The organism is Sorangiineae bacterium MSr11367 (assembly GCA_037157805.1).
Lineage (GTDB): Bacteria > Myxococcota_A > Polyangia > Polyangiales > Polyangiaceae > Pendulispora > Pendulispora rubella.
In genome coordinates, this window is record CP089983.1 from 10508364 (window position 1) to 10531458 (window position 23095).

Annotated in this window: 20 protein-coding genes; 6 read left to right on the top strand and 14 right to left on the bottom strand. The window is 65.8% G+C overall.

Annotation, left to right across the window (positions count from 1 at the left end; genetic code table 11):
* Nucleotides 1–55 precede the first annotated feature (55 nt).
* On the top strand, nt 56–271 hold the full coding sequence (locus LVJ94_40535; protein ID WXB03181.1) for a hypothetical protein: 216 nt from the start codon (nt 56–58) through the stop codon (nt 269–271).
* Between the two features lie 67 nt (nt 272–338).
* Here LVJ94_40535 and LVJ94_40540 read toward each other — a convergent pair whose 3' ends face one another.
* The 4 genes from LVJ94_40540 to LVJ94_40555 all read right to left on the bottom strand — a co-directional run bounded on the left by LVJ94_40540 (nt 339) and on the right by LVJ94_40555 (nt 5618).
* The gene (locus tag LVJ94_40540; GenBank protein ID WXB03182.1) at nt 339–1439 is read right to left on the bottom strand and encodes a hypothetical protein; all 1101 of its coding nucleotides are present in this window, start codon (nt 1437–1439) and stop codon (nt 339–341) included.
* 34 nt (nt 1440–1473) lie between these two features.
* Nucleotides 1474–2316, bottom strand: coding sequence for a DUF6345 domain-containing protein (locus LVJ94_40545; protein ID WXB03183.1), 843 nt, complete (start codon nt 2314–2316; stop codon nt 1474–1476).
* A gap of 213 nt (nt 2317–2529) precedes the next feature.
* On the bottom strand, nt 2530–3243 hold the full coding sequence (locus LVJ94_40550; GenBank protein WXB03184.1) for a hypothetical protein: 714 nt from the start codon (nt 3241–3243) through the stop codon (nt 2530–2532).
* Between the two features lie 32 nt (nt 3244–3275).
* Nucleotides 3276–5618: a protein kinase gene (locus LVJ94_40555; protein WXB03185.1), complete on the bottom strand. Its 2343-nt coding sequence runs from the start codon at nt 5616–5618 to the stop codon at nt 3276–3278.
* 129 nt (nt 5619–5747) lie between these two features.
* On the opposite strand from LVJ94_40555, the gene LVJ94_40560 reads away from it, so the two are divergent.
* On the top strand, nt 5748–6620 hold the full coding sequence (locus LVJ94_40560; GenBank protein WXB03186.1) for a segregation/condensation protein A: 873 nt from the start codon (nt 5748–5750) through the stop codon (nt 6618–6620).
* Nucleotides 6617–7708: an SMC-Scp complex subunit ScpB gene (gene scpB / locus LVJ94_40565; protein ID WXB03187.1), complete on the top strand. Its 1092-nt coding sequence runs from the start codon at nt 6617–6619 to the stop codon at nt 7706–7708. The genes LVJ94_40560 and scpB overlap by 4 nt, the downstream gene beginning before the upstream one ends.
* On the opposite strand, the gene LVJ94_40570 is transcribed toward scpB, so the two are convergent.
* From LVJ94_40570 to LVJ94_40610, 9 genes are all read right to left on the bottom strand, one after another.
* Nucleotides 7681–8010, bottom strand: a complete 330-nt coding sequence (locus LVJ94_40570) for an XRE family transcriptional regulator (GenBank protein WXB03188.1) — start codon at nt 8008–8010, stop codon at nt 7681–7683. The two genes, scpB and LVJ94_40570, sit on opposite strands and share 28 nt — an antisense overlap.
* Entirely contained in the window at nt 8010–9392 is a 1383-nt protein-coding gene (locus LVJ94_40575) for a TldD/PmbA family protein (protein WXB03189.1), read from the bottom strand. Before LVJ94_40575 ends, LVJ94_40570 begins: the two co-directional genes overlap by 1 nt.
* A gap of 81 nt (nt 9393–9473) precedes the next feature.
* Complete coding sequence (gene cheB, locus LVJ94_40580; protein ID WXB03190.1) at nt 9474–10568, bottom strand: chemotaxis-specific protein-glutamate methyltransferase CheB; 1095 nt, start codon at nt 10566–10568, stop codon at nt 9474–9476.
* Nucleotides 10565–11452 carry a protein-glutamate O-methyltransferase CheR gene (locus tag LVJ94_40585; GenBank protein ID WXB03191.1) on the bottom strand — a complete coding sequence of 296 codons (888 nt, stop codon included), beginning with the start codon at nt 11450–11452 and terminating at the stop codon, nt 10565–10567. The genes cheB and LVJ94_40585 overlap by 4 nt, the downstream gene beginning before the upstream one ends.
* 1 nt (nt 11453) lies before the next feature.
* Nucleotides 11454–13511, bottom strand: coding sequence for a HEAT repeat domain-containing protein (locus LVJ94_40590; protein WXB10793.1), 2058 nt, complete (start codon nt 13509–13511; stop codon nt 11454–11456).
* Nucleotides 13512–13516: 5 nt separating this feature from the next.
* Nucleotides 13517–14077 carry a chemotaxis protein CheW gene (locus LVJ94_40595; GenBank protein WXB03192.1) on the bottom strand — a complete coding sequence of 187 codons (561 nt, stop codon included), beginning with the start codon at nt 14075–14077 and terminating at the stop codon, nt 13517–13519.
* A gap of 4 nt (nt 14078–14081) precedes the next feature.
* Nucleotides 14082–14582: a chemotaxis protein CheW gene (locus LVJ94_40600; GenBank protein ID WXB03193.1), complete on the bottom strand. Its 501-nt coding sequence runs from the start codon at nt 14580–14582 to the stop codon at nt 14082–14084.
* Entirely contained in the window at nt 14563–16992 is a 2430-nt protein-coding gene (locus LVJ94_40605; protein ID WXB03194.1) for a chemotaxis protein CheA, read from the bottom strand. Before LVJ94_40605 ends, LVJ94_40600 begins: the two co-directional genes overlap by 20 nt.
* Nucleotides 16993–16996: 4 nt before the next feature.
* Entirely contained in the window at nt 16997–17467 is a 471-nt protein-coding gene (locus LVJ94_40610) for a response regulator (protein WXB03195.1), read from the bottom strand.
* A 121-nt stretch (nt 17468–17588) separates the two neighbouring features.
* On the opposite strand from LVJ94_40610, the gene LVJ94_40615 reads away from it, so the two are divergent.
* From LVJ94_40615 to LVJ94_40625, 3 genes are all read left to right on the top strand, one after another.
* Nucleotides 17589–18326 carry a competence/damage-inducible protein A gene (locus tag LVJ94_40615; GenBank protein WXB03196.1) on the top strand — a complete coding sequence of 246 codons (738 nt, stop codon included), beginning with the start codon at nt 17589–17591 and terminating at the stop codon, nt 18324–18326.
* 611 nt (nt 18327–18937) lie between these two features.
* Nucleotides 18938–20584 (top strand): FHA domain-containing protein, encoded by a 1647-nt coding sequence (locus LVJ94_40620; GenBank protein ID WXB03197.1) that lies wholly within the window; start codon nt 18938–18940, stop codon nt 20582–20584.
* 46 nt (nt 20585–20630) lie between these two features.
* Nucleotides 20631–21128, top strand: coding sequence for a hypothetical protein (locus LVJ94_40625; protein ID WXB03198.1), 498 nt, complete (start codon nt 20631–20633; stop codon nt 21126–21128).
* Nucleotides 21129–21133: 5 nt separating this feature from the next.
* On the opposite strand, the gene LVJ94_40630 is transcribed toward LVJ94_40625, so the two are convergent.
* On the bottom strand, nt 21134–23047 hold the full coding sequence (locus LVJ94_40630; protein WXB03199.1) for an OmpA family protein: 1914 nt from the start codon (nt 23045–23047) through the stop codon (nt 21134–21136).
* Between the last annotated feature and the right edge of the window lie 48 nt (nt 23048–23095).

Consider the following 23095-nt stretch of genomic DNA (forward strand, 5'->3'; position numbering starts at 1 on the left):
TCCGATTTAACGATTGCGCAATGGAGAACATTCGGGTCATCGTCAATGCATCCTCGTGAGCCAAGCGCCGCCGGACCTCGACCTCGACCTCGACCCAGCCAAGCTCGAAGAGCTCGGGGATGCCCTCGAGCGCCTGGCGCTCTCCCGATTGGACCGGGAGAACGCACTGACGCTTGCAGGCTGCGACGACGAGGCTCAACTCATGGCCTCCTGGCGCCAAGGGGTCCGCGCCGCCGCCGAATTCATCCGCACCTGGCCAAAGCCCCCCTAACCCCCCGCTCTCTTCTCTCCTCTCTCTCTTCTCTCCCCCCTAAACCCTAAACCCTAAACCCTAAACCCTATCGACGCGGTGTCGCCCCCTGCCTGCGCTGCGCTTTGCGCGATTCGTTCGCGCTCGTATCACGCTCGGCGATCGCGCGAAGGGTCGGGTCTTTCAGCGCGGGGACGTACTCCACGAGCTTCCGCGACACACCGTCGAGGGCCTCGTAGTAGAAGCCATAGTGCGGCGCGAGCACGTTTTGCGTGTTGTCGCGCCCGAGGCGCTGGTAGCCAAATTCGGACCGCACGGCGCGGTACTGGCTCATGTCGATTCCGCTCCGTGCCAAACGCGCTTCCACCTCGGCGCGCGCCGTGTCCGGATCGGTCAGGGCCGAGCCGTCCAGCTCCTTCACGGTGGACTTCACTTTGCGAATCACGAACTCGTGCCCAACGGGCTGCCCGTCCGTGGTCATGTGGATGACGAGTTTGCCGCCCGAGCCGATCACCGGCAGATCGTCGATGCTCTGGTTGAAGGCCACGGCCACTTGGTACGTCGTCACCTCGGGCTCCGCCTCGCCTTCCGCAATCGCGTTCTTGTAGCGGCGAATCTTGTACGGATACAGGTCCGCCAGCGGCAACGTCGACCCCACCACGGTCGCGCGGCGATTCGCCAGCTGCAGGTACTCGTCGTCGCTCCGCGAGTCCGCCGTGCCCGGGCCTTGATGAAAGAGCTCCGTCACCAGGGAGCGCTCGGCGCCGCTTCGCTCGCCGATGCGGAGCTCGTTCACGCCATCCTTGATGCTCGCGTGATTCAGCTTCTTGACGACCTCGCCGCGAATTCCCAACTCCGCCGCGCGGCGCTGCAACGTGGCGGCGACATCGCCCACCGGTTCCAGTTCGTAGATGCCGAGCTTCCCCGCAACGGGCTGCCTTTGGGCGAATGCCGCACGGACGCGCTCGAAGTTCGCCGTGGCCGGCTCGTCACGCAAAAAGGCCTGGGCCCCTGCCCGTGCACGAAACGTCGAGACACCCTGCAACTCCGGGGTGAGCGCGGAGGGCGAAACCGCGGTCGACTCCGAACCATTCTCGCGAACATCGTCGCTCGAGCACCCGGTGGCCATCGGGCTGCACGCAATACCCACCACGCTCGTCAGCATCCACCACTTCTTGTTGAATTTCATCGTATGTAATTCCTCGTTCTATCCTTTGGATCTCTCAGCCCTCGTGCCACGCCCACGCAAACCAGCCATGATGACTATCGGCCTCGCGCCGATCCCAACTGGTCACCGCCTTGTCGCGCCGGTAGATGGCCTTGTCCTTCGTCTTGCCCGAGGCCACCATCGAAGCCACGTCGTCCACCGCCCAATCTTCGGCCGCCCAGAACCAGCCGCCCTTCAAGGTGTCGCCGTCGTCGAACACCGCGTCGACCAAGTCCTCGCCCACTTCGTCCGTCGTCCAGCTATCGGCCGAGGTTCCGCGGTATCCGAGAACGGTGTCGCCGCCGTGCGCCAGGGTTTGGCCCCATTGTTCGTTGGGCTTCGTATGAACGCTGTAGCAGGTGAAGAAGACCCACCAGCGGGCCTGGCCCGGATGCGGCGTGGCGTATTGGCTCTGTCCCGGTCCGGCCGCCTCACCCATGCGAGAGTTGTTCGCGTCGAAGTGGCAGCTGCTCGATGCCGAAGCCGATCCCGATTTGCACATCGGCGTGGAGAACGTCTGCTTGCCATTCGAATCGTTGGGCGCACCGCCGTGGCTGGACAGCGCAAACAAATCGACGCCGTCGGCATAGCCCGCGTCGTAGCCGTTGGGCAGGCTGTCCTCGATGAGATCCATCGAATACGAATCTTTATTCTTGTAAAAGAACTTCTTCTGATGTCCGAGATCTTGCATCTCGCTAATGAGATAAGAGATCTGATCGTCGGTGTATTTCAGCGATCCTGCGCTGCAATCGCAGCCGGACCAACTCGTCATGGCTTCTCCGGCCACTTCCAGTGCTTTCGCGGTTCCCGGCGTGAAGAACGGCGCCAAAGCAAACAGCATGAGCAACGGCTTTTTCAAACTAGGGTCCTTTCCAAAGTTCGCGAAACGATGCGTCCGCGTTGTTGGAGACCCTTAGAGCAAGCCGCAGGCCATGCCAGGCACGCAGGCTAACCCACTGAAATTACTACACTTACACATCACGCTCGCCGGGTGACACAAGCGCTTTCCCGAGCGGTCGCGCTGTTGCGCCCCTGTTGCACCCCGTTGCAAACGTTTCAGGGCGATTACGAACTACAAGGGAATGCGATATCCGATGGTCAAACCGAATTGGATCGATTCCACGGTGCCGGTGAGTGTGCCGCAGTCGCCGATGGAGGTGCACTGCGGGGAGTCGGGCAACTTCCAACGATCGGTGCGCGCGATGATGCCGGCCACCCAGCGATCGGCGAAGACCCAGCTACCGCCCACTTCCACGCCGACGGTGTAGCCCTCGGTGCGGACGGTCACGGCTGGGACGCCGAGGATGGCGGGCACCTTTTCGCCGGTGTCCGTCGAGAAGCGATCGGCGATGATGACGCCACCGACGGTGAGGCCGAACCAGGCTTCCAGCGTCTTCGAGCGGAACGGGATGTAGCGAAGCTCGCCGCCCACGAGGAGGTAGCTGCGCGCGTGCGAGCGTTTCAGCCCGGTTTGGCCACCGTATTGCGTGTCCGACGTGGGCTGCGGCCCGAGAAGGAAGCCGGCGCCGAATGCGAACGCGGGCGAGGCGCGGTAGAGGAGGTGCATCCCCACCAGCACCGTCGCATCGCCTTTTCCGATGGTCCCGAACGGCGTTTCGCCGCCCTCTTGCCGCCGCGAGATGGGCGCATTCGGAAGCGCGATGATCCCTGCCTCGAGCTCCGCGATGGTGTGCGGGCGGCCCACGAGGCTCTCGGGGCTCGTCGACGGCACGCGCGACGTATTTTCGGCATGCGCGGGCCCTGCCGCCCCGAGCCATGCAGCCATCGTCGAAGCCGCCGCAATACGGGCGGCTATTTTCAAAGCCATTTCGCGCTCCCGCTCGGTGCAGGGGGCGCGCTCGATCCCGACGGTGCCGGCGGCGCCGGGGCGGCTTCGCCGCCAGGAGCGGGGACCGGCTTGGCGCCCTCGACGACCACGGTTCGCACGCCGCGCACGTTCGCGCCGTCGACCCGGGCCAAGAAGCTCACCTCGTAGCGCCCCGCCTCCAAAAACGTGAACCCCGCACGGTACGCACCGTTGTCGCTGATCGCGGTCAGCTTGGCGCCCACGGCGCCGAGGTTACCGCCCGATACCACGAAGCGAGCGTCGCTCACGTTCTTGCCTTCCACCCCCACCCGTGCGGCAAAGTCGACCTGCTGCCCAATGCGCGGCTTGCCCGGCGACGTCTCGACGGCCACCCGCGTTCCCGACGACGAGGTCTGCTTCGTCGCGCCGGCGCCGGCGTCGGCCAGGTGCATCAACTGCTCGCCCGAGGCCTGCGCAATGTCATTTTCGTACTCGTGCACCAGCGCGCGCTTGCTCGCGTCGTTGGGATCGAAGCGCGTGGCCAGCCGCGCATCGCGCACGGCCTGCTGCAAGTCGCCCGCGCTCTTGGCGGTGATGGCCCGCTTCATGAGGTCGTCGCTCGCACGCGTGCGAATCTCCACCAGCCGTGGCTCGCCGGGCCAGAGCACGAGTCCTTCGTTGGTGAGATCTTGTACGTTGTCCCCGGGCGGTGCATCCCACCGTCCCTCGGAAGCCGCCACGCGCGCGCGCATCACGATGTCCTCGAGGTTGTTCGCGCTGGCCGCAGGCTGCAAGAGGCCCAGGTGGTATGCGACCCCTGCCGCCACGACGCTGCCCACGATGAACAGCAGGAAAAACAGCGCCGCGTAGCGTGCGAACTTGCGCGGCTGGGGGCGCAACGGGACGGAAGCCACCGACGAAGGCTCGCTCGAGGGGGCATCGCTCAGCGTGCTCTCGACGTTGGAACGCGGCTTCGCCGGTCCCCCGTGTCGGTGCTCGACGGTGGGAAACGACGGAGGCAGGCGCACCGTTTGATTCAGCACCGCGAGCGGCGCCGCCGGTGTCGGTGCGGTCGCAAGCCGGGCCTGCAACGCCAGGCCAATCTCGGCGTCATCGATGGTCGCGGCCAGCGCCGGCGCGGGCGTCGGCGTCGGCGTCGAAGCGCGCCCGAAGTCGGGCGACGAGCCTCGCGGCGGATTGAGCACGAGTTGCGCCTGCAACGCGACCGGCGGCGTCCACCGGGTCGTGGGCGCAGCCCCTGGAAGCAACGGCACGTCATCGAGCGACGGCACCGACGGAAATGACGTCCCCGAGACGCGCGGCGACGATACGCGCATCACATCGAGCAGCGCACGGCCGAGCGCACGCGCATCTTGAGCGCGTGTGTTGCGGTCCTTGGACAGGTTCTGCATCACGATCTCGGCCAGCGCATCGGGCACCGCCGCCGCCTCGGGGAACGACTTGAGCGGTGGCGGCGTATCGTGAATCTGCTGAATCAAAATGCCGACCGCCTGCTCGCCCTCGAAGGGCGTACGCCCCGTGAGCATCTGGTAGAGCAAGGTCGCAATCGCGTAGACGTCCCCCGGCGGCCCGACGCTCTCGCCCTGCGCGCCCTCGGGCGAAATGTAGCGCGCGGTACCGAAAATGAGGCCGGCGGCCGTGGCCATCGACTGCTCGCCCCAACTCAGTCGCGCGATGCCGAAGTCGAGCACCTTGACGTAGTCGGCGTCCTCACCGCGCCGGACGAGCATCACGTTCTCCGGCTTCAAGTCGCGGTGAACGACGCCCTGCGCGTGCGCCTCGCCCACGGCATCGCAAAGCTGCAGTGCGATGTGGAGCGCACGCGGAAGCGGCATCGAACTGCCCGCGGCGGTAAGCGCGCTCTGGAGCGACAGACCGTCGAGGTACTCCATCACGATGTACAGCGCGCCGTCGGGAAGCTGCCCCGCGAGGTGGACGTGCACCACGTTGGGGTGCTGCAAGCGCGAGGCGACCTTGGCCTCCCGATGGAAGCGGGCCACGAGCTGCGGGTTGGCCGAGAGCTCGCGGTGCAGGATCTTCACCGCGACGTCGCGATCGATGCCGCGCTGGAACGCACGGTAGACGCGGCCCATGGCGCCGACCCCGGCGAGCTCGCGAATCTCGATGTGGCCGGAGATCTCGCGACCTAAATAAGTGTCGACGGGCTTCGCCGGCTCGGGGACGGGCGGCGGCGCGGGCGCCGGGGACTCGTCGCTCGGGTCCGATTCGACGAGCTTCGTGCCGTCGTTCGGGCAAAAGAGAGCCTCGCCCGAAAAACGGTCACGACACGACGGACAATGCTTTTGCGTCGTCGTGGCGGACGCGCCTCTCATCACAGGGCCCATGCTAGCCGAGCGGCGGCGGGGGAGCGAGAGTCCCGGTTGCCGACCGGGCCAATTCGGCCGAATCTAGGCCTGAAACTGGGCCCGAATGGAATGGTGTTATAAGGCCCAAAGCAGCACATGAGCGAAGTCGAGCGTTTGGACGCAGGTCCCGGCACCTATTCCGTTTCTCTCCCGATGTTCGAGGGGCCGCTCGACCTGCTCCTGCACCTCTGCCAGAAGCACGAGCTCGAGATCTTGGACATCCCGATCTCGTTCGTGACGGAAAAATACCTCGAATACCTGGCCTTGATGCAGTTGCTGAATCTGGACATCGCGGCCGAGTACCTGGTGATGGCGGCCACGCTGGCCCACATCAAGTCGAAGATGCTGCTTCCGGCGCCTCCCCCCGGCCAGGAAGACGACAAGGTCGAGGAGGAGGAGGAAGACCCGCGCGAGGCGTTGATTTCGCGGCTCCTCGAGTACCAAAAGTACAAGCACGCCGCGGCCGAGCTCGCAGAGCGTGGCGTCGCGGGGCAGGACTCGTTCGGCCGTGGCATGCCCATGGAGGAGTCCTTCGTCCAGACGGGCTTGGCGCCTTTGGCCGACATCCCGCTCTACCGGCTCCTGGAGGCGTTCCAGTCGGTCCTTTCGCGTTCGAAGATCAAGATGACCCACGACGTCATCGCCGACCGTATTTCCATTACGGATCGAATTCATGAGCTCGCTGATTTCTTGCGCGGCAAGCCTCGGATGCTGTTCGAGGAGCTGTTCGAGGGGCTCACGACGCGCTTCGATCTGGTCATCACGTTCCTGGCGCTTCTGGAGATGACCCGTCTGCGCATGACGCGGCTTTACCAAGAGGAGCCGCTGGCGCCGTTGTACGTGGAAGCGACGGACCTCAACGCCGGCATCGAGTCCGGCGGGCTCGACCCGCGTGCCGTGGCGGCGCTGGCGGGAGAGACCGGGGAGGACGAAGAACCGCCGCCCGCGGCACCCGAGGGTGCCTCGTGACGACGGAACCGACCGATAACGCCACGCCGGAGCCGGAGCCGGAGGAGAGTGTCCTCGAGGAAGAGGGCTCCGACGAGGGCGGCGGCGACGAGGCCGCAACCGAGGAGGCCGAGGGGCTCGGCGAAGAGCTCGGTGCACCGGTCGGGGAGGATGTCGAGACCACGGTCGATTTGGTGGGCGACGAGGTCGCGCTTCCCCTGCGGGACGATTTCGATCTGGAGGCGCTCGCGCAAGGTGAGCTCTTCGAGCCCGAGGAGGAGGACGACGATGGCACCGCGGAGCCGCTGGGCGACGAATCGCGCGAGCATCTGAAGGGGCTCCTGGAGGCTCTGGTGTTCGCGAGCGACAAGCCGCTGAAGGCGAGCGAGCTCGCGCGGCTGGCGGAGGCGCGGCAGAAGGAGGTGAAGGGGCTCCTCGACGTGCTCAAGGGAGAGTACGAGCCGCGCGGCATCAAGCTGGACGAGGTGGCGGGCGGCTTCATCTTCCACACGGCGCCCCGCTACGGGAGGTACGTGCGGGATCTCACCAAGCAAAAGCCGGTGAAGCTTTCGCGCGCCCAGATGGAGACGTTGGCGATTCTGGCGTACCGGCAGCCCATCACGCGGCCCGAGATCGACGAGATTCGCGGCGTCGACACGGGCGCGGTGCTGAAGATGTTGCTCGAGCGCGACCTGATCAAGATTCTAGGAAAGAAGGACGAGCCGGGGCGGCCGTTGCTGTACGGCACGACGCCGGGGTTTCTCGAGTTCTTCGGGTTGAAGTCGCTGAAGGATCTTCCGACGTTGCACGAGTTCACCGAGTTGAACGAGGAGTCGCGGAAGATCGTGGAGAAGGAGTTGGGGGAGGTGCTGCCGGATGCCGTCCCCACGATTGAGCCGGTGCCCGCGCCGCAAGAGAAGATCGAGCACGTGCCCGTGCCCGTGCACGAACACGAGAACGTGCACGAAGGTGAGAACGAGAACGAGGACGAGAACGTGTACGGAGAAGAGGTGCACGAGGACGAGCCCGAGGAGCCCATCGAGGGCGAGATCACCGATCCCGAGTCGGTACTGAAGGACGATCAGTCTTCTTCGGAAGGGTCCGAATAGTTCGCGGCGAGCTTCGCGACGTCGTCGCGAAGCTTCTTGTGCGCGGCGAGCTTGCGGAACAATTCCCAGAGTTGCGGATCCGCGAGCGTCTTGATCGGGTTCGTACCCTTGGATTTGCGCGGGATGGCCGACGGGCCCTTCTCGCGCAGCGCGTTCATGCGGTCGACGAATTGCTTCGTTGGGAACAACTCACCTTGCTCCCACGCCATCACGGTCTTCTGCTCGAGACCCAATGCGGCCGCGAGCTCCTTCGCCGTGCACGACAGGGATTTGCGCAGCTCCTTGATCTCGTCGGGCGACATCAGCCCGCGCCGGCGATGGTCATCTTCGCCACGCGGAACGTCGGCGACGCCGTCGAGGTGCGGAGATCCAGATCGCTGCCCACCACGTCGATGCTCTGCAGCAGCTCGTCGACGTTGAGCGAGATGGTCACCTCGCTCACAGGGAAGGCAAACTCGCCATTTTCGATCCAGAAGCCCGATGCGCCGCGTGAAAAGTCGCCGGTCACCGCGTTGAAGCCGAAGCCCATCATCTCGGTCACGTAGAGACCGCGCTTCGTGCCCTTCACGATGTCGTCGTGCGATTCCTTGCCGGGCTGCAAAATGAAGTTCGTCGTGCCGGGCCCCACCCCTGCGGAGCTGCCGCGGCTCGCGCTGGCGGTGCTCTCGCGCGACAGTTTGCGTGCCGAATAGCTGTCGCAGAGGTACGTCCGCAGAATCCCGTTCTCGACGACCAGGTTCTTGCGGCTGGCCAGCCCTTCCCCGTCGACCGGGCGCGAACCCGGTGCGCGCGCGATGAGCGGATCGTCCACCACGGTCACGAGATCGCTCGCCACGCGCGTGCCCTCACGGCCCACGAGGTAGCTCGACTTGCGCCAGATGGAGCTGCCCATCACGCAGCCCGCCAGCAAGCCGAGGATCGAGCGCGCGGCATCGGGATCGAACACCACGGGCGCCTCGGTGGTGGCCACCGGTCGCGCGCCCAACTTCTGCAGCGTGCGCCGTGCCGCCTCGCGCCCCACTTCCTCCGCGTCGTCGAGCTCCGCGAGGAAACGCTTCGCCGTCCAGTGGTAGCCGCGGCGGTTCTTCCCGCCGTTGTCCGCGGCCACGGGCACCACGCTCAGCGAGCAGAAGGACCCCTTGTAAGCCACATGGAATCCGCTCGACAGCACCATGGCCACACCGCCGGCGGTGCGACCGAAGCTCGCGCCCTCGCTGTTGGTGATGCGCGCATCGAACCCGCGCGCCGCAGCCTCGCCCTTCTTCGCAATGGCGATGGCCTCGCCCGCCGCCACGCGTCCGCCGGACGGATCGTAGAGCTCGAGATCCGGCAGCGACGACGTGTCGCAGAGCAACTTTGGATCGGCCGGGCCCGCGAAGGGATCCTCTTGCGCGAGCTCCACCAACTCCAGTGCGTCCTTCACGAAGCGGTCGATGCCCGCCTCGGAGAGATCGCTCGTGGACGTCGTGGCCACCTGCTTGCCCTTCATCACGCGAAGGCCGATGGAGCGGTGCCCCGCTTCCTCGACCAGCTCCGGCTCGCCCAAGCGAACCTTGGCCGAGAGCTCGGCGCCGTTGCGCAGCAGGCACTCGGCAACCGTCGCACCGCCTTTGGTGGCCATCTTCACCACGCGGTCACCCAAAGCGAGAAGTTCGTCGAGCTGCGGATCTTGCGGCGAGTTCATAGGATCAAACTGTTACCACAGCGGCCCGCCTTTGGTGCTCCCTCCCCCTCTCGGGCAGGGGGAGAGTCCAGGAAAAAGCCTCTAACTGAGCCCGGCGATGTACTCGGCGATCGCCGGAAGCGGAAGGACCTTGCTGACCACCCCCGCGCGAACGGCGGCTGCAGGCATTCCATAGACCACCGCCGTCTCTTGCGACTCGGCAATCACGGTTCCGCCGTTGAAAAAGATCTGCCGAGCGCCCTCGACGCCGTCATCACCCATACCGGTGAGCACGACACCGATGCACCGCTCCCGGGCCGCCGCGGCCGCGCTCTTCAGCAGGCGATCCGCGCTGGGAACGTACCGATCCGTCGGCGCACCCGGCCCCACGCGCAGCACGTAATCATTGCTCGCGTTGCGGATGACTTCCATGCACTGGCGGCCCGGGCAGACGAAACCGGTGAGCAGCCCCACCCGATCGCCGTCCTGCGCCTCCGACGTGCGCACGGGCCCGCGGCGGTCGAGCCTCTCGGCGAACGTGCGCGTGAACTTGTCCGGCATGTGCTGCGCGACCACGATGCCCACCCCCGACGTCGCGGGGATCTTGCTGAAGATCTCGAGCAGCGCACTGGGCCCGCCCGTGGAGCTGGCAATCGCCACGAGGTGGCGCGGCTGCTGGAACACCGGCTGCGCGGCCGGCACCGGCGTGGGCCGGCCTTCGGGCGTCCACGGGCCGCTGGGCGCGGCCGCACGGCGCAAACCGTGGGGCACGAGCGCCTGCGGGCGCCAGTTCTTCACCACGAGCACCTTGCTCAGGATCTGCTCGCGCAGCTCCGTCGCGTCGGGCGTGATCTGCCGATCGGGCTTCGTCACGAAGTCGAGCGCGCCGAGCTCCAACGCCTTGAAGACGTTTTCCTTTTGCGAATAGCTCGACACCACGATGACCGGCGTCGGCTGCCGCGACATCAAGATGCGCAGGAAGGTGAAACCATCCATTCGCGGCATCTCGAGGTCGAGCGTGATGACGTCGGGCTTCAGCAGCGTCGTCAGACGCAAGGCCTCTTCGCCATCGGCGGCTTTGCCGATGACTTCGACCTCGGGCACGTTGAGGAAAATGTCGGCGATGTTCCGGCGGTTGTACGCCGAGTCGTCGACGACCAGGAGTCGAATGCGGGGGGCGGGGGACGAGCTGCTCACGACCGGTTCGCCATCGCAGATTTCTGCGCCAAAGTGGGCTTTTTGTAAACCAAGTCTTCCTTCAAGTGCAAAAGCTCGAATGCGGTCGAGACGTTGAGCAGCGATTCCGAGTGACCGAGCAAAAGGACCCCACCTGGATACAATCTGTCGTGAAAAATGTCGATGACGCGACGGCGGACGTGGGCATCGAAGTAGATGAGAACGTTGCGGCAGAAGACCACGTCGACCCGACCCAAGATACGAGCTTTGTCCTCGTCGAGCAGGTTCATCTGCCCGAAATGACACAAGGGTTTGATCGAATCGAGGATGTGGGACCCGTCGGGACGCTCGACGAAGTATTGACGGCGCAATTCCGGGGGTGTCGCACGAAACGACGCCGGCCCGTAGACCCCGCGCCGGGCGGTGGCGACACACCGGCGCGAAATGTCCGAGCCAAAAATGCGCACGTCCCAGCCTGAAAACAGGTTCGACTGATGGACCAGGATGGCGATGCTGTAGACCTCCTCGCCGGTCGCGCAGCCCGCACTCCAGATGAAAAGGCGCCTTCGCGCTTTGTTCCTCTCGTGGAGCATCGGCAGGATTTCGTCGCTGAAGGCCCGCAGCTGGAAATCTTCACGAAAGAAGTACGTCTCGTTCGTGGTGAGCAATTCCACCGCCTCCTCCCACTCATGCCGCGCGAGTGGATGAAATCGAAGGTACTGAAAGTACTCGGTGAAGGAGGCAAGATTCAGCACGCTCAATCGCTCACGCAAACGCCGCGCCACGCTCTGGCGGGAAGTGGATGCGAGATTGATTCCAATGCGGGCGCTCACCAGATCGCGCAAAAGGCGGTATTCGTCCTCGCGGATGATCGGGTCCCCATCGCCGAACGGAGTCCGCGCCACGTCAGTCTTCCTCCGATCCCGGTGGCGGCCGCAGCGAAAGCGCCAATGTCAGCGCCCCCCTTACGATGGGCTCCTTTTCCCGCTCCAACCGGGCCCGGAGCAGCTCTTTCGCCGCCGGGGCCTTGGTGTGACCGAGTAACTCGGAGGCGAGCCTTCGCACCTCCCACTGGGCATGGTCGAGGCACGTGCCCAACCGCGCAAGTGCGCGCGCGTCGGGCGCCCGTGAAAGCTCGGCCAGCGCAAGCTTGACCACCTCGGGATCGGGATGATCGAGCGCGTCGAACAGCACGTCGTCGCGCAGAATGCCCGTGGAACCGCGGATGGCTTCCACAGCCGCGCAAGCGATGGCGGCGTCGGGGCTCTTCACCAGCGGGCGCGCGGAGACGAGGCCCTGGTACGAATCGGCCTCGCAGAGCGCCCGCAGCGTGGCCGCAATGACATCGCGCTCGTCGCTGGAGCCGATGAGCGCCACCAACGGATCCGCGTACCCCAACCGTCCCAGGGCACGCACCGCCGCGAGGCTGACCTCGCGCTCCTCGTCGGCCAGCGCAAAGGCAACTGCGCGCTGCGCTTCCTCGCCGCCCAACGTGGCCAGCGATTCCACGGCCACACGGCGCGCGCGCGGATCGCCGTTGGAGAGCGCACGCTTCACGAACTCGACGTCGGGGGCCACGCCATCTTTGACACCGGCCAGGGCCGCCACCATGGCACACCCCGCCGTGACGTGTTCCCCATCCGGAGCGAGACCGCGCAAGAGCATGCGCGCCGGCCCTGGATACATCGCCGTGAGCGTGCTGAGCGCCATCACGGCCGCTTTCGCAACACGCACGTCGAAATGATTCGTCAGCGAGATCATCCGCCCCAGATCGCTGGCATCCCCCGCAGCCGCGAGTCCCTTAATGGCCGCTACCGCAACATCCGCCGCAGGATCGTTCATTCCCTCGCGCAGCATGATGAGCAGCGAGGGATCCGGCTCGGGTGAAAGGCGCGGAAGGAGCGACAACAAAAGCGCACGCGTGTGCTCCGACGCCCGCGGGATCATTTCGGTGAGCGGCGCGGTCGCCTCCCGGCCGAAAATGTCCAACGCAAGCGCCGCCTGCTCGTCGATGTCTTCCTCCGACAGCGCATCCGCGATGAGCGGTAGGTCCGCCGGATCGCGCAGCAGCCCCAAGGCGAGCAGCGCATACGGCCGCGCGTTGTCTGCGCGATCTTTTGCGCACTTGCGCACGAAGTCCACCGCACGGGGCAACGCGGCCATGGCGCGACGCACGCGCGCGAGCCGCTCCGTGCCCAGCGTCTCCGTCAAGAGCCACCCCCCGAGCGACGTCAGCGCTTCGCGCGCGATGGTCATCGAGCGATCGCCCGTGGCCTCCACCAGCGCGAGCAACGCCGTTTCCTCGCGCGAGCGCGAGGCGGCGGCCACGGCTTGTCGCCGCAAGAGCGGGTGCTGCACCAGGGGCTCGTACACGCTCCACGGAAGCCGCGCATCGAGCCGGGTGAGCGCTTCGAGGGCGGCCAGCTTCACCATGACGTCTTCGCTCGAAAGGCAGCGTGTGAGCTCTTTCGTCGCCTGCACGCGCGTTTCTTCCGTGGAGAGCCCCGCCTGCCCCAGCGCCTCGGCCGCCGCCGCGCGCACGTTGGGATCGGGATCGTCGAGCGCGAGCGCGAGCGGCGCGACACCGCGCGCATCCGGAATGCCGCCGAGCACCTCGATGGCCAGCTTGCGCCCATCCGCGTCGAGACGCGCGAGCGCGTCGATGGCGCCGGGCACCGCGTCCGGCCCGATGGTAACGAGCGCCTCCACCGCCGCGTTGCGCAGGCCGATGTTCTGCTTGTCGTCGAGCGCATCGAGCAAGAACGACACGATGTGCCCGCGCGCTTCGTGCAGCGGCGCGGCCACCGCGGCTTCTTTGCGCACGCGCCAATCGGCATCGCCCAACGCGAGCACCAAGAGCCGCGCACCGTCGGCACCATGCACCAGCGGCAGCTGCTGGACGGCCAGCCTTCGCGCCTCCGGATCGTCGTCGGAGAGGGCGCGCTCGATTCGCTCGAGCTCCATGGCGATCACGATGGGGCCTCGCCGGGCAGGGCGTAGGCCACGCCGGCGCCCTCCATCAGCGCGTCCGTGATGCCGGCAAAGCGCGTCGGATCCAGGACGAAGACCATGAGATCGGCGAAGTACGTCACGCCGGCGATGCCACGCACGTCGTCGCCCGCGCCCAGCGGTGGCGCGGGCCGGAGCTCGGCACCGCCGGTGCCGAAGACGTCTGTCACTCCGTCGACAATCACGGCTACCAGTCTGCTCCCTGGCATGACGGAAGGCGAGAGATGCGCCCTCGGGACCTGCACCGAGCCAACCTCGACGAGGATCCATTTGGTCCGGCGCGTCACGGTCACCGGAGGCAAGCCAAAGCGCACGCGCAGGTCGATCACCGGCACGACGTCGCCGCGGTAATCGGCCACGCCCGCCACCGCGGAGGGCGAACTCGGCAACTCGATCACGGGAAGCGGATTCACGATCTCGCGCACGCAGTCGATGGAGAACGCGTAGTTGACGTCGCCAATGACGAACGCAACGAGGTTCTTCAGCGGATCGTGGCGAGGGCGGGACAAGGACTGCGCCATGGCGTCACCCGTCCAGAATAGGTCGTAAATCGAGCAGCACGAGCAGAGATCCGAAGTCGGGGCGGCCGGTCCCCTCCTTGGGTCGCCCAATGCCTAGGATGTGGGCAGGCTGGTCGCCGCCCAAGACGTTGGCCGGCTCGATCTCATTTTCGGTGAGACGGTAGACTTGCAGTACCTCGTCCACCAAAAGCCCGAGCTTTTCGTCCCCCTTGTCGACGAGCAAGATACGCGTCAAATGGCCGATGGGCGCATCTTTGACACCGAATCGCTTTCGCAAATCGATCACGGTCACCAGGCGCCCCCGTACGCTCACCACTCCGATGATCGAAGGCTCGGCACGGGGCACTTCCGTAATCGGCGGCGGCTTGAGAATCTCGCCGATGGAGTGGATTTCGACGGCGTAGATTTCCCCGGCCAGGGAAAAGGCCAAATACTCCGTGCGCTGGCCGTCGGCCGCGCGGCGGAGGGCGCGTTGCTCGGCGCGTCTACGCACGAGCGCGGCCATCGCCGAGCCTCCCTTCCGTTCGCATCTCCAGGGCCCCCGCACTGCGACCCTCGAGGAGACGTTCGCCGTCGCCGCTGAGCACCTCTTCCACGAGCGCCGCCACGTCGAGCACCAACGCAACGCGCTGATCGCCCAACTCCGTTGCGCCTGCGAAACCGCGCACGTGCGACAGCGACTTGCCCAGCGCTTTGATGACGATGTCTTGCTGTCCGACCAGACGATCCACGACGAAGCCCAACTTGCGGTTGCCCACGGCGGCAATGACGACGAAGCGCTTGCCCGTGGCCGCAGCTTCGGGCGCAAGGCCGAAGAGCTTCCACAGGCGGCAAATCGGCAGGGTGCGACCGCGCTGGTTCATCACCTCGCGATCTTCCACGGCCCGCACATCGCGCTCGTCGAAGACGATGGCCTCCTCCACGCTGGCCAGCGGGATGGCGTAGGTGCGCCCGGCGGTCTCGACGATCAACACGCTGATGACCGCCAGCGTGATGGGCAGCGTGATGGTCATCTTGGTGCCGATGCCCAACTCGCTCGAGATGTCGATGATGCCGCCCATGCGCGAGATGTTCGTCTTGACGATGTCCATCCCCACGCCGCGCCCGGAGAGATCCGTCGCCTCGCCGCGCGTGGTGAAGCCGGGCAAGAACACCAGGCCGAGGATCTCGTGCGGCGCAAGCTCCATGGCTTGCTCGCGCGAGAGCAGGCCGCGGCGCACGGCGCTGTTGATGATCACCTGCGTGTTCATCCCCGCGCCGTCGTCCTCCACCTCGATGACGACGTGGTTGCCCTTCTGGAAGGCGTTCAGCGCGATGGTGCCCACCGTGGGCTTGCCCACGCGCATGCGCTCTTCGCGCGGCTCGATGCCGTGATCGATGGCGTTGCGGATCATGTGCATGAGCGGGTCGCTCAGCTCCTCCACGATCAGCTTGTCGATCTCGGTCTCGGCACCGGTGACCACCAGGTTCACCTGCTTGTCGTGTTCGCGCGAGATCTGGCGCACGATGCGGGCTAGTTTGTCGAACGCTTGCCCGAGCGGCACCATGCGCACTTCGAGAATGCCGTTCTGCATTTGCGCGAGGTTGCGCTCGAAGACGCGGTGCAGGCGATACAGCTCGTTGGCCAGGCCCCGCGCGTCGGGTCGCAACCGCACTTTGTCCGAAAGCTTGGCCAGCGAGGTGCGCACGATGGCCAGCTCGCCCACGATGTTCATCAAGTGATCGAGCTTGCGGATGTCGACGCGCACCGTCTGGCTCACGGAGCGCAGCGACATCTCGCGCCCACCGGTGCCGCCGACGGCACCGGGCGGGTACGAAGGCTGCTTTTCCGCCGGTGGAACGGGCGGGGGCATCGACTTCAAAATGTCGTCGACGTCGGTCGGCCTTCCGCGCGAAACGCGGCCGAAGTCGCCGAAAGGCGGCGGCATTTCCGACGTGGTCGTGCTGACCGTGCCCGTGGTCGGAGGCTCGCGCCCCCACACGACGGGAAGCGGCAGCTCGCCGGCCTTGGACTCCGGCGGCTGCGGGGCCTGCGGGAACGAACTCGTCTCGCCCGTCACCGCCGGGACGGCACCGGTCATGTCACCGAAAGGCTCGCCTTCGTGCTCGTCGATCGCCGGCGGCGGGCGGCTGCGACCGCCGCGGCGCTGCACTTCTTCGATGGCCGCGTACGAGCCACCGAGCGCCGCCTCGAGCACGGCGAGCGTGGCGTGGCTCGCGAGCAGGATCTCCAACTCGATGCTGTCGGCATCGCCGCCCTCGCCCGTGGGCAGGTACGTGATGATCTCGCCGTGAGGCCGCGCACGCGCCTTCAGCTCGTCGAGCGCCGAGTCGATCGTATCCAGACGGAACTGCACGCGGATGCGAAACAGCGAGACGCCCTGCGCGATGTTCGTGCGCAGCCGGTACTCCTCGTACTCGGTGAGCACGCCAAGGAGGCCCGGATCGAGCTCGTACTGCGCCACCGGGCTGACGCCACCGCCCTCGCGCCGCTGCGAAACCTGCCCAAGCGCGTGCAGCAGCGCTTTGACGTCCGCACCCGGTTCATCGGGCCGATCGCCACGCTCCGCCGCCAGGATCTGCGCGTAGAGCTCCACCGCGCGAAAGAGCAGATCGAGCACCGCGGGGCTCATCTCGAGCCGCCCGAGGCGCAAATCGTCCAGAACGTCCTCCAGCTCGTGCGAGAGGCCGCTCATCAAGGTGGCGCCGAAAAGCCCCGCGAGCCCTTTCAGCGTGTGGACGGCACGAAAGACGTCGTTGATCAGCTCCGGATCGGTGCGGCCGCCTTTGGAGACGGCATCCACGGCGAGAAGGTCGCGCCCGAGGCCATCGATGAGCTCCTGCGCCTCGGAGAAGAACTCCTCGCGCGCCTTGTCTCCGAGATCTCCGCGCCCTCCCCCACCGTGCTCGGCCATCGATTCAGCGCTTCACTTCGCCCGGCGCCGCAATCCCGGTCACGCTGGAGCGAGGCCCCTGCTCGGTTCCTCCGACGCCGGATCTGCCCGGCGCGCTCAAAAGGCGCACACACGTGGCGCGAAGCTGCTCGGCCGTGAACGGCTTGGGCAGGTAGGCGTTGGCGCCGAGGGCCAGCCCCCGATCGACATCCCGCTGGGCGGCCAGGGTGGAGATGATGACCAAGGGCGTCGACCGATGGTGCTCGGACTTGCGGATGAAGTGGATCAGCTCCAGGCCGTTGATGTCGGCCATGTTGATGTCCGTAATGATGAGGTCGTAAGGACCGCGCGGCAAAAGCCGCATGGCGTCGAAGCCGCTGGTCGCTTCCGTGACCTGACATCCGCCGAGCGCAGCCGCAAACTCCGCGTCTTCCAAAATGGCGCGCACGAATGCCCGCGCCGAGGCTGAATCTTCCACCACGAGAACTTTGGGCATCGCTATCCCGTATACCGCGCGGAAGCTTACTACGCCGCGCGGGCGAAAGCTCGCACCGTGTTCGGGATCGAACGGTTTTTGGCCCCCCAATCCCAATCCAGGAAGACTACTCTTAGGCTCCATGCAGCCGGCGAAGACTGCGGCGGTCCTCATCATTGGCAACGAGCTCCTCTCGGGCAAAGTCGAAGAGGCCAACCTGCCGTTTCTGGCACGCGCGCTTCGCGACTTGGGGATCCAATTGCGCCGCGTCGTCATGGTGCTCGACGACATCGAGACGATTGCGCGTGAGGTGAGTGAACTCTCCGCGTCGCACGACTGGCTCTTCACCTCCGGAGGGGTCGGACCGACGCACGACGACGTGACCGTCGATGCCGTGGCGAAAGCCTTCGGCGTGGCCGTCGTCACCAGCCCCGAGATGCGCACGATGCTGCTCGAGCACTACAAGGAGCGGTGCACCGAAGGTCATCTGCGCATGGCGCTCATTCCCGATGGCGCCACGCTCGAGACGACGGAAGCGATCCGCTGGCCGACGATTCGATTCAAGAACACCTGGCTCATGCCCGGCGTGCCGGAGGTCTTCCGCATGAAGATCCCCGTCCTCGTGGAGAAGCTCGGGCAAGAGGTGCCGTTCATCTCCACCGCGGTCTACACCAAGATGGAAGAGGGGGACTTGAAGCCGCTGCTGGACGACGTCGTCGCGGCGTTTCCCGAGGTGGACGTGGGCTCGTACCCGAAGTGGTTCGACCCGTCGTACAAAACCAAGGTGACCTTCGACGGTCGCGATCGCGCCCAAGTCTTCGCCGCGCGCGACCGCTTCGTCTCGACCCTTCCCGAAACCGAACCGCAGCGCGTCGACTAACGCGCGCCTGAACCTGCTGAACCTGACTGTGACGGCGCCGCCGGGGCCACGAGTGGTCCCCGTTCCACCACGACCTCCTTCGAAACCCCCTCGCGCACAATCTGAAGCCGCACCCGCGTCCCGACTTGGCCCGACAATGCCTGATGCAAGTCGTCCCCATTCATCCCCTTCGCCGGCTTCCCATCGATGGCCGTGATTTCGTCATCCACCAGCAACCCCGCCCTGGCCGCCCCCATGTCCGGGGGTACGTCTCGGACGAAAACTCGCCCATTTTCGTTGTTCTTGGCCAAAATTGCCCCGATGGATCCCGTCCACGTGGTGCCACAGCCGTTCGCTAAAAGCGCTGCGCAAAAGGTCAGGACGAGGCGGGGGTGGACGCGGTTGGGTCCCCGGGAAAGAAGGATCCAGTTTGATTTACGAGTCGACATAGGTGAAAAAACGTATCCGAAGGTGGACACAGCAGATTCAGCGGAGGGGCGTAGTCTAGGCCGTTGCTTTCACGTAGGCCCGCTAGCTACACTTGGGCAGAAGCGGAACCGCTTCCTCAACCGAGCGCCTACCTTGACTTTGACCCGGGCCCCCTCGCGAGTGCGAACAGACGACGAACTCCGATGTGGAAGCTGATTATCGAGGACGAGGAGGGCAAACGGACGGTCGTCCCGCTGACGCGTGACGATTACACGATTGGCCGCAAGGAGGGGAACAACATCCGCCTCACCGAGCGCAACGTGTCCCGTGATCATGCGGCGCTGCATCGGAAGAAGAATGGCGCCGCGCCGGTATCGCCGCGCACGCCGGCGCAGTCGGTTCCGCCGAGCAATCCGACGTTCTTCCTGGAAGACCACCAGAGTTACAACGGGGTCTACGTCAACGGCCTGCGGGTGGCGCAGACGCAAGACCTGCTGCATGGCGATCTGATTCAGATCGGCGACTACCGCATCGTCCTGCACGACGACGCCGCCGTCGAGCAGGTGCCCGCCAATGCCACGATCCCGGACGACACCAAGGCGACGCTGCCGAACATCACCACGCGCGGCTCGCTCTTGCTCGAGCGCCCGAATCGCTTGGTCATGCTCGCCGGTCCCACGCCCGGCCTCGAGTACCCGCTCGATCGCGAACGCCTTACCATCGGCCGCGCGGAAGATGCCGCCATCTCGGTGAACCACAACTCGGTCTCGCGTCTGCACTGCGAGATCCACTCGCTCGGCGAAGGCCGTTACGAGATCGTCGACAAGGGCTCGTCCAACGGCGTGCGCGTGAATGGCTCGGACCTTCGCCGCGGCATCATCGAGGCGGGCGACATCATCGAGCTCGGCGACGTGCGCTTCAAATTCGTCGGCGCGGGCCAGATCTTTTTGCCCGGCGCGACGGACACGCATCAATTCGAGTCCATCGGTGAGCGCTCCACCAATGCGGTGTCGCGTTCCGGCCGAGGCCTCGGCGTCGTGCCATGGGTGCTGCTCGGGATGATCCTCGCCTCCGCCGCCGTCGGCGTCTGGGCCTACAAGCGACAGCGCAGCCTTCTGCCTTCGGCGTCGCCGGTTCCCACGCAGGTCGAGTCGGGTGAAGAGGCGACGTTGGCCGAGGCCGATCGCGCGTGCAATCCGCCGGAGAACCGCTGCGAGGAAGCGCACGACAAGATCCTCCTGGGCATCCCCGAGGGTTCGCCGCTACGCAACGACAAGCGGTTCAAGACGATCGAGATTCGCTGGGCGGAGCAGATGTTCGAGCGCGCCGTCAACGAGACGGACATTTCGCGCAAGCGCGCGCTCTACGAGCTCGTGGAGAAGCAGTCCACGCTCGATGAGTCGCACCGCAAGATGGCCACCGACAGGCTGCGTGAGCTCGATGCTCAGACCATCGCCATGGCGCGACCTTCTCCTTCGGTGAAGGACAGCGGGCACTCGGTGTCGCTCACCAGCGCGCCCGAGCACGTGGAGCGCCCCGAGAAGAGCTCGAGCCGTTCGTCGGGCGAATCGGGAAGCTCGCACTCGAGCTCCAAGTCGAGCGGCGCAAGCAACCTGCCCCCGGCGGCGCCGGCCGCATCGGCCTCGAACACCACCGCGAGCGGAAGCGTCGCCGATCAGGTGCGCGGGATGATGCTCAAGGATCCCGACGGCGCGAAGAAGCTGCTCCAGACCCGCGTGGCCTCGGGCAAGCCCACGCATGAAGAGCTTCTGCTGCTGAAAACGATTTGCCGCGACCAGCACGACCAGGTCTGCGTCAACAACGCGAAATCGTTGCTCGGAGAAAAATAGGGTATTGCCTACACTGATCTTATGATCAGTGCTAAGGAACGGTGCCATGCTACCGTTCCCCGTGCAATCCCTTCTCGAGATCTTCAACAACGAGCTCGCCGACCTCCGCTTTGGCGACATGGACGCCAAGGGCCTCGCGGATCTCGCCGCCGAGGTCGAGGCGGCGTCGCACAACGTCGTCACCGCCCAGGCGGCGGTGGATGCGGCGAAGGCCAAGCTCACCGAGCGGCAGGAGGCGATGATCACGCAGGCGCAGCGCGCCCTCGCCTACGCGCGGATCTACGCCGAGAGCAACGAGCCGCTCCGCGCCCGACTCGACGCCATCTCGCTGCCGAAACTGGCGAAGCGCGCCGCGCCCAAGGGCGACGAAGCGCCCGCCTCCGCCGAGGGAGCGCCCAAAGCCGAGGGCGAAGGCGAGGCCACAAAACCGCGCCGCGGTCGTCCGGCCAAGAACCGCCTCGCAAGCGAGGCTGGGGGTAAGGCGGAGACCGCGGCAGCTGCTGCAGATGCGGCAGAAGAGCCGGCCGCGAACGCGGCCGAGTAGGCTCGTTACGGAATCGGGTCGGGCTTCACACCTTTGGCGATGGCGTTCGGGCAACCCAGCTGAACGCCGGTGGGCCCGTCCTTCGTCTTCACGATCTTGAAGTCGACGCGGCGGTTCTTCTCCCACGCCTCCTCGTTGTGACCGGGATCCTCGGGGCAGTACTCGCCGTAGCCTTTGGCGCGCAGGCGTGATTTGTCGATCCCGCGCTGCACGAGGGCCGCCATGACCGAGTTCACGCGCTGCTGCGTGAGGTTCAAGTTGAACTGATCGCTCGCGCGTTCGTCGGCGTGGCCGGCGACCTCCATCAAGGTGAACTCGGGGTGGTGCACGATGGTCGCGGACACCGCGTCGAGGATGCCGTTCGACTCGGCGAGGATCTGCGCCGACCCCGTCTTGAACTTGATCTTCTGCAAGATCACGATGTTGTTGTCCTGGATGACCACCTGTCCCTTGTCGGGGCAGCCGTCTTCGTCCTCGAAGCCGTTGAAGGTCTCCGGCTGGTTCGGGCACTTGTCGACCTTGTCCGGGATGCCATCCTTGTCGTTGTCCGGATCCGGGCAGCCGTCTTCGTCCTCGAAGCCGTCCTTGTCCTCGGGATCGTTCGGGCACTGATCCATCTTGTCGGGGATGCCGTCCAAGTCGTTGTCCGGGTCTGGGCAGCCATCCTGATCCTGGAAGCCGTCCTTGTCCTCGGGCTGATCGGGGCACTTGTCGACGTTGTCGGGGATGCCGTCGCCGTCGCGATCGCCCGTGTTGCCCTCGGGGCAACCGTCGTCATCTTGATCGCCGTCGCGATCTTCGGGCTCGTTCGGGCAGCGGTCGTCCTTGTCCGGGATGCCGTCTTCGTCGTTGTCCGGATCGGGGCAGCCGTCTTCGTCCTTGAAGCCGTCATGATCTTCCGGATCGTCGGGGCACTGATCGATGTCGTCCTTGATGCCGTCGCCATCGCGATCGCCGATCGACGGCTCGAAGACGAAGCCGATGAAGCCGCGGATGTTCGCCGCCTCGAAGCCGTTCGTGTAGCGGGGACCGGCGCCGAGCATCAGGTACGAGTTGCGCTCGACGAAGATCTTCAACCCGCCGACCACCTCGTTCGACGGCTTTACCTTGTCGGCGGCATCGCCCGAGAGCAGGTACGTGGCGTACGTCTCCGCGACGATGTCGACGGGATCCAAGATGCGGTACGCGACCGCGGCACCGTACGTGAGGCGATTGCCATCCTTGAACGTGCCGTCGCGCAGTTCGATCGTCGTGTCGCTCGGACCGTGGACGCGGATACCGCCGTTCAGACCGATCTTGAAGCGTTGCGAGGAGCCGAAGCGTTGCTCGAAGAAGACCTGGGGCCACACCCACGCCGTGGGATCGGCGCCGCCGTTCTTCGGTGCGTCCGTCACGGGCACGCCGGCGGAAACGCCGAGCGCGAGGCCCGGGCCGCGATCGACGCGGGTGAGGCGCAGCTTCGCGTGCAAGCCCAAGTACCCAAGGGTCTGCGAGTCCAGCTTGTTGTTCGCCCAGCCGCCGACGGTGGGCGCACCACCCGGCCCGCCGCGATCGTCGCCGGCCATCAAGTTCACCGGGACCGATAGACCGACGGCGAGCAGGTTGGCGATGCCGTAGTTGAACATCGCCGTGCCCTGAAACGAGTGCTCGATGAGTTGCGGACTCCCCGCACCGTTGTCGGGAACGCGAAGCAACGTGCGGCCGTAATCGATGACGAGGCCGACGCTGATGTCGTTCTTTCCGAGGATGTCCGTGCCGTTGACGGAGAAGAACCCTTTCGAGTCCATCGCAGGGCGAAACAGGTGCGTATCGAAACCGTCACCGTTTCCGTCTGCGACTTGCGCGCCCGCCGTACTGCCGAACAAGGTCACCGCACTCGCACACGCGAGCGCCACGAAGCTTCGGTAGTGAGCTTTCATTCGCCTTGGCGCCTATCATGCCCATATTTTCCAAAGAACCGGCAAATA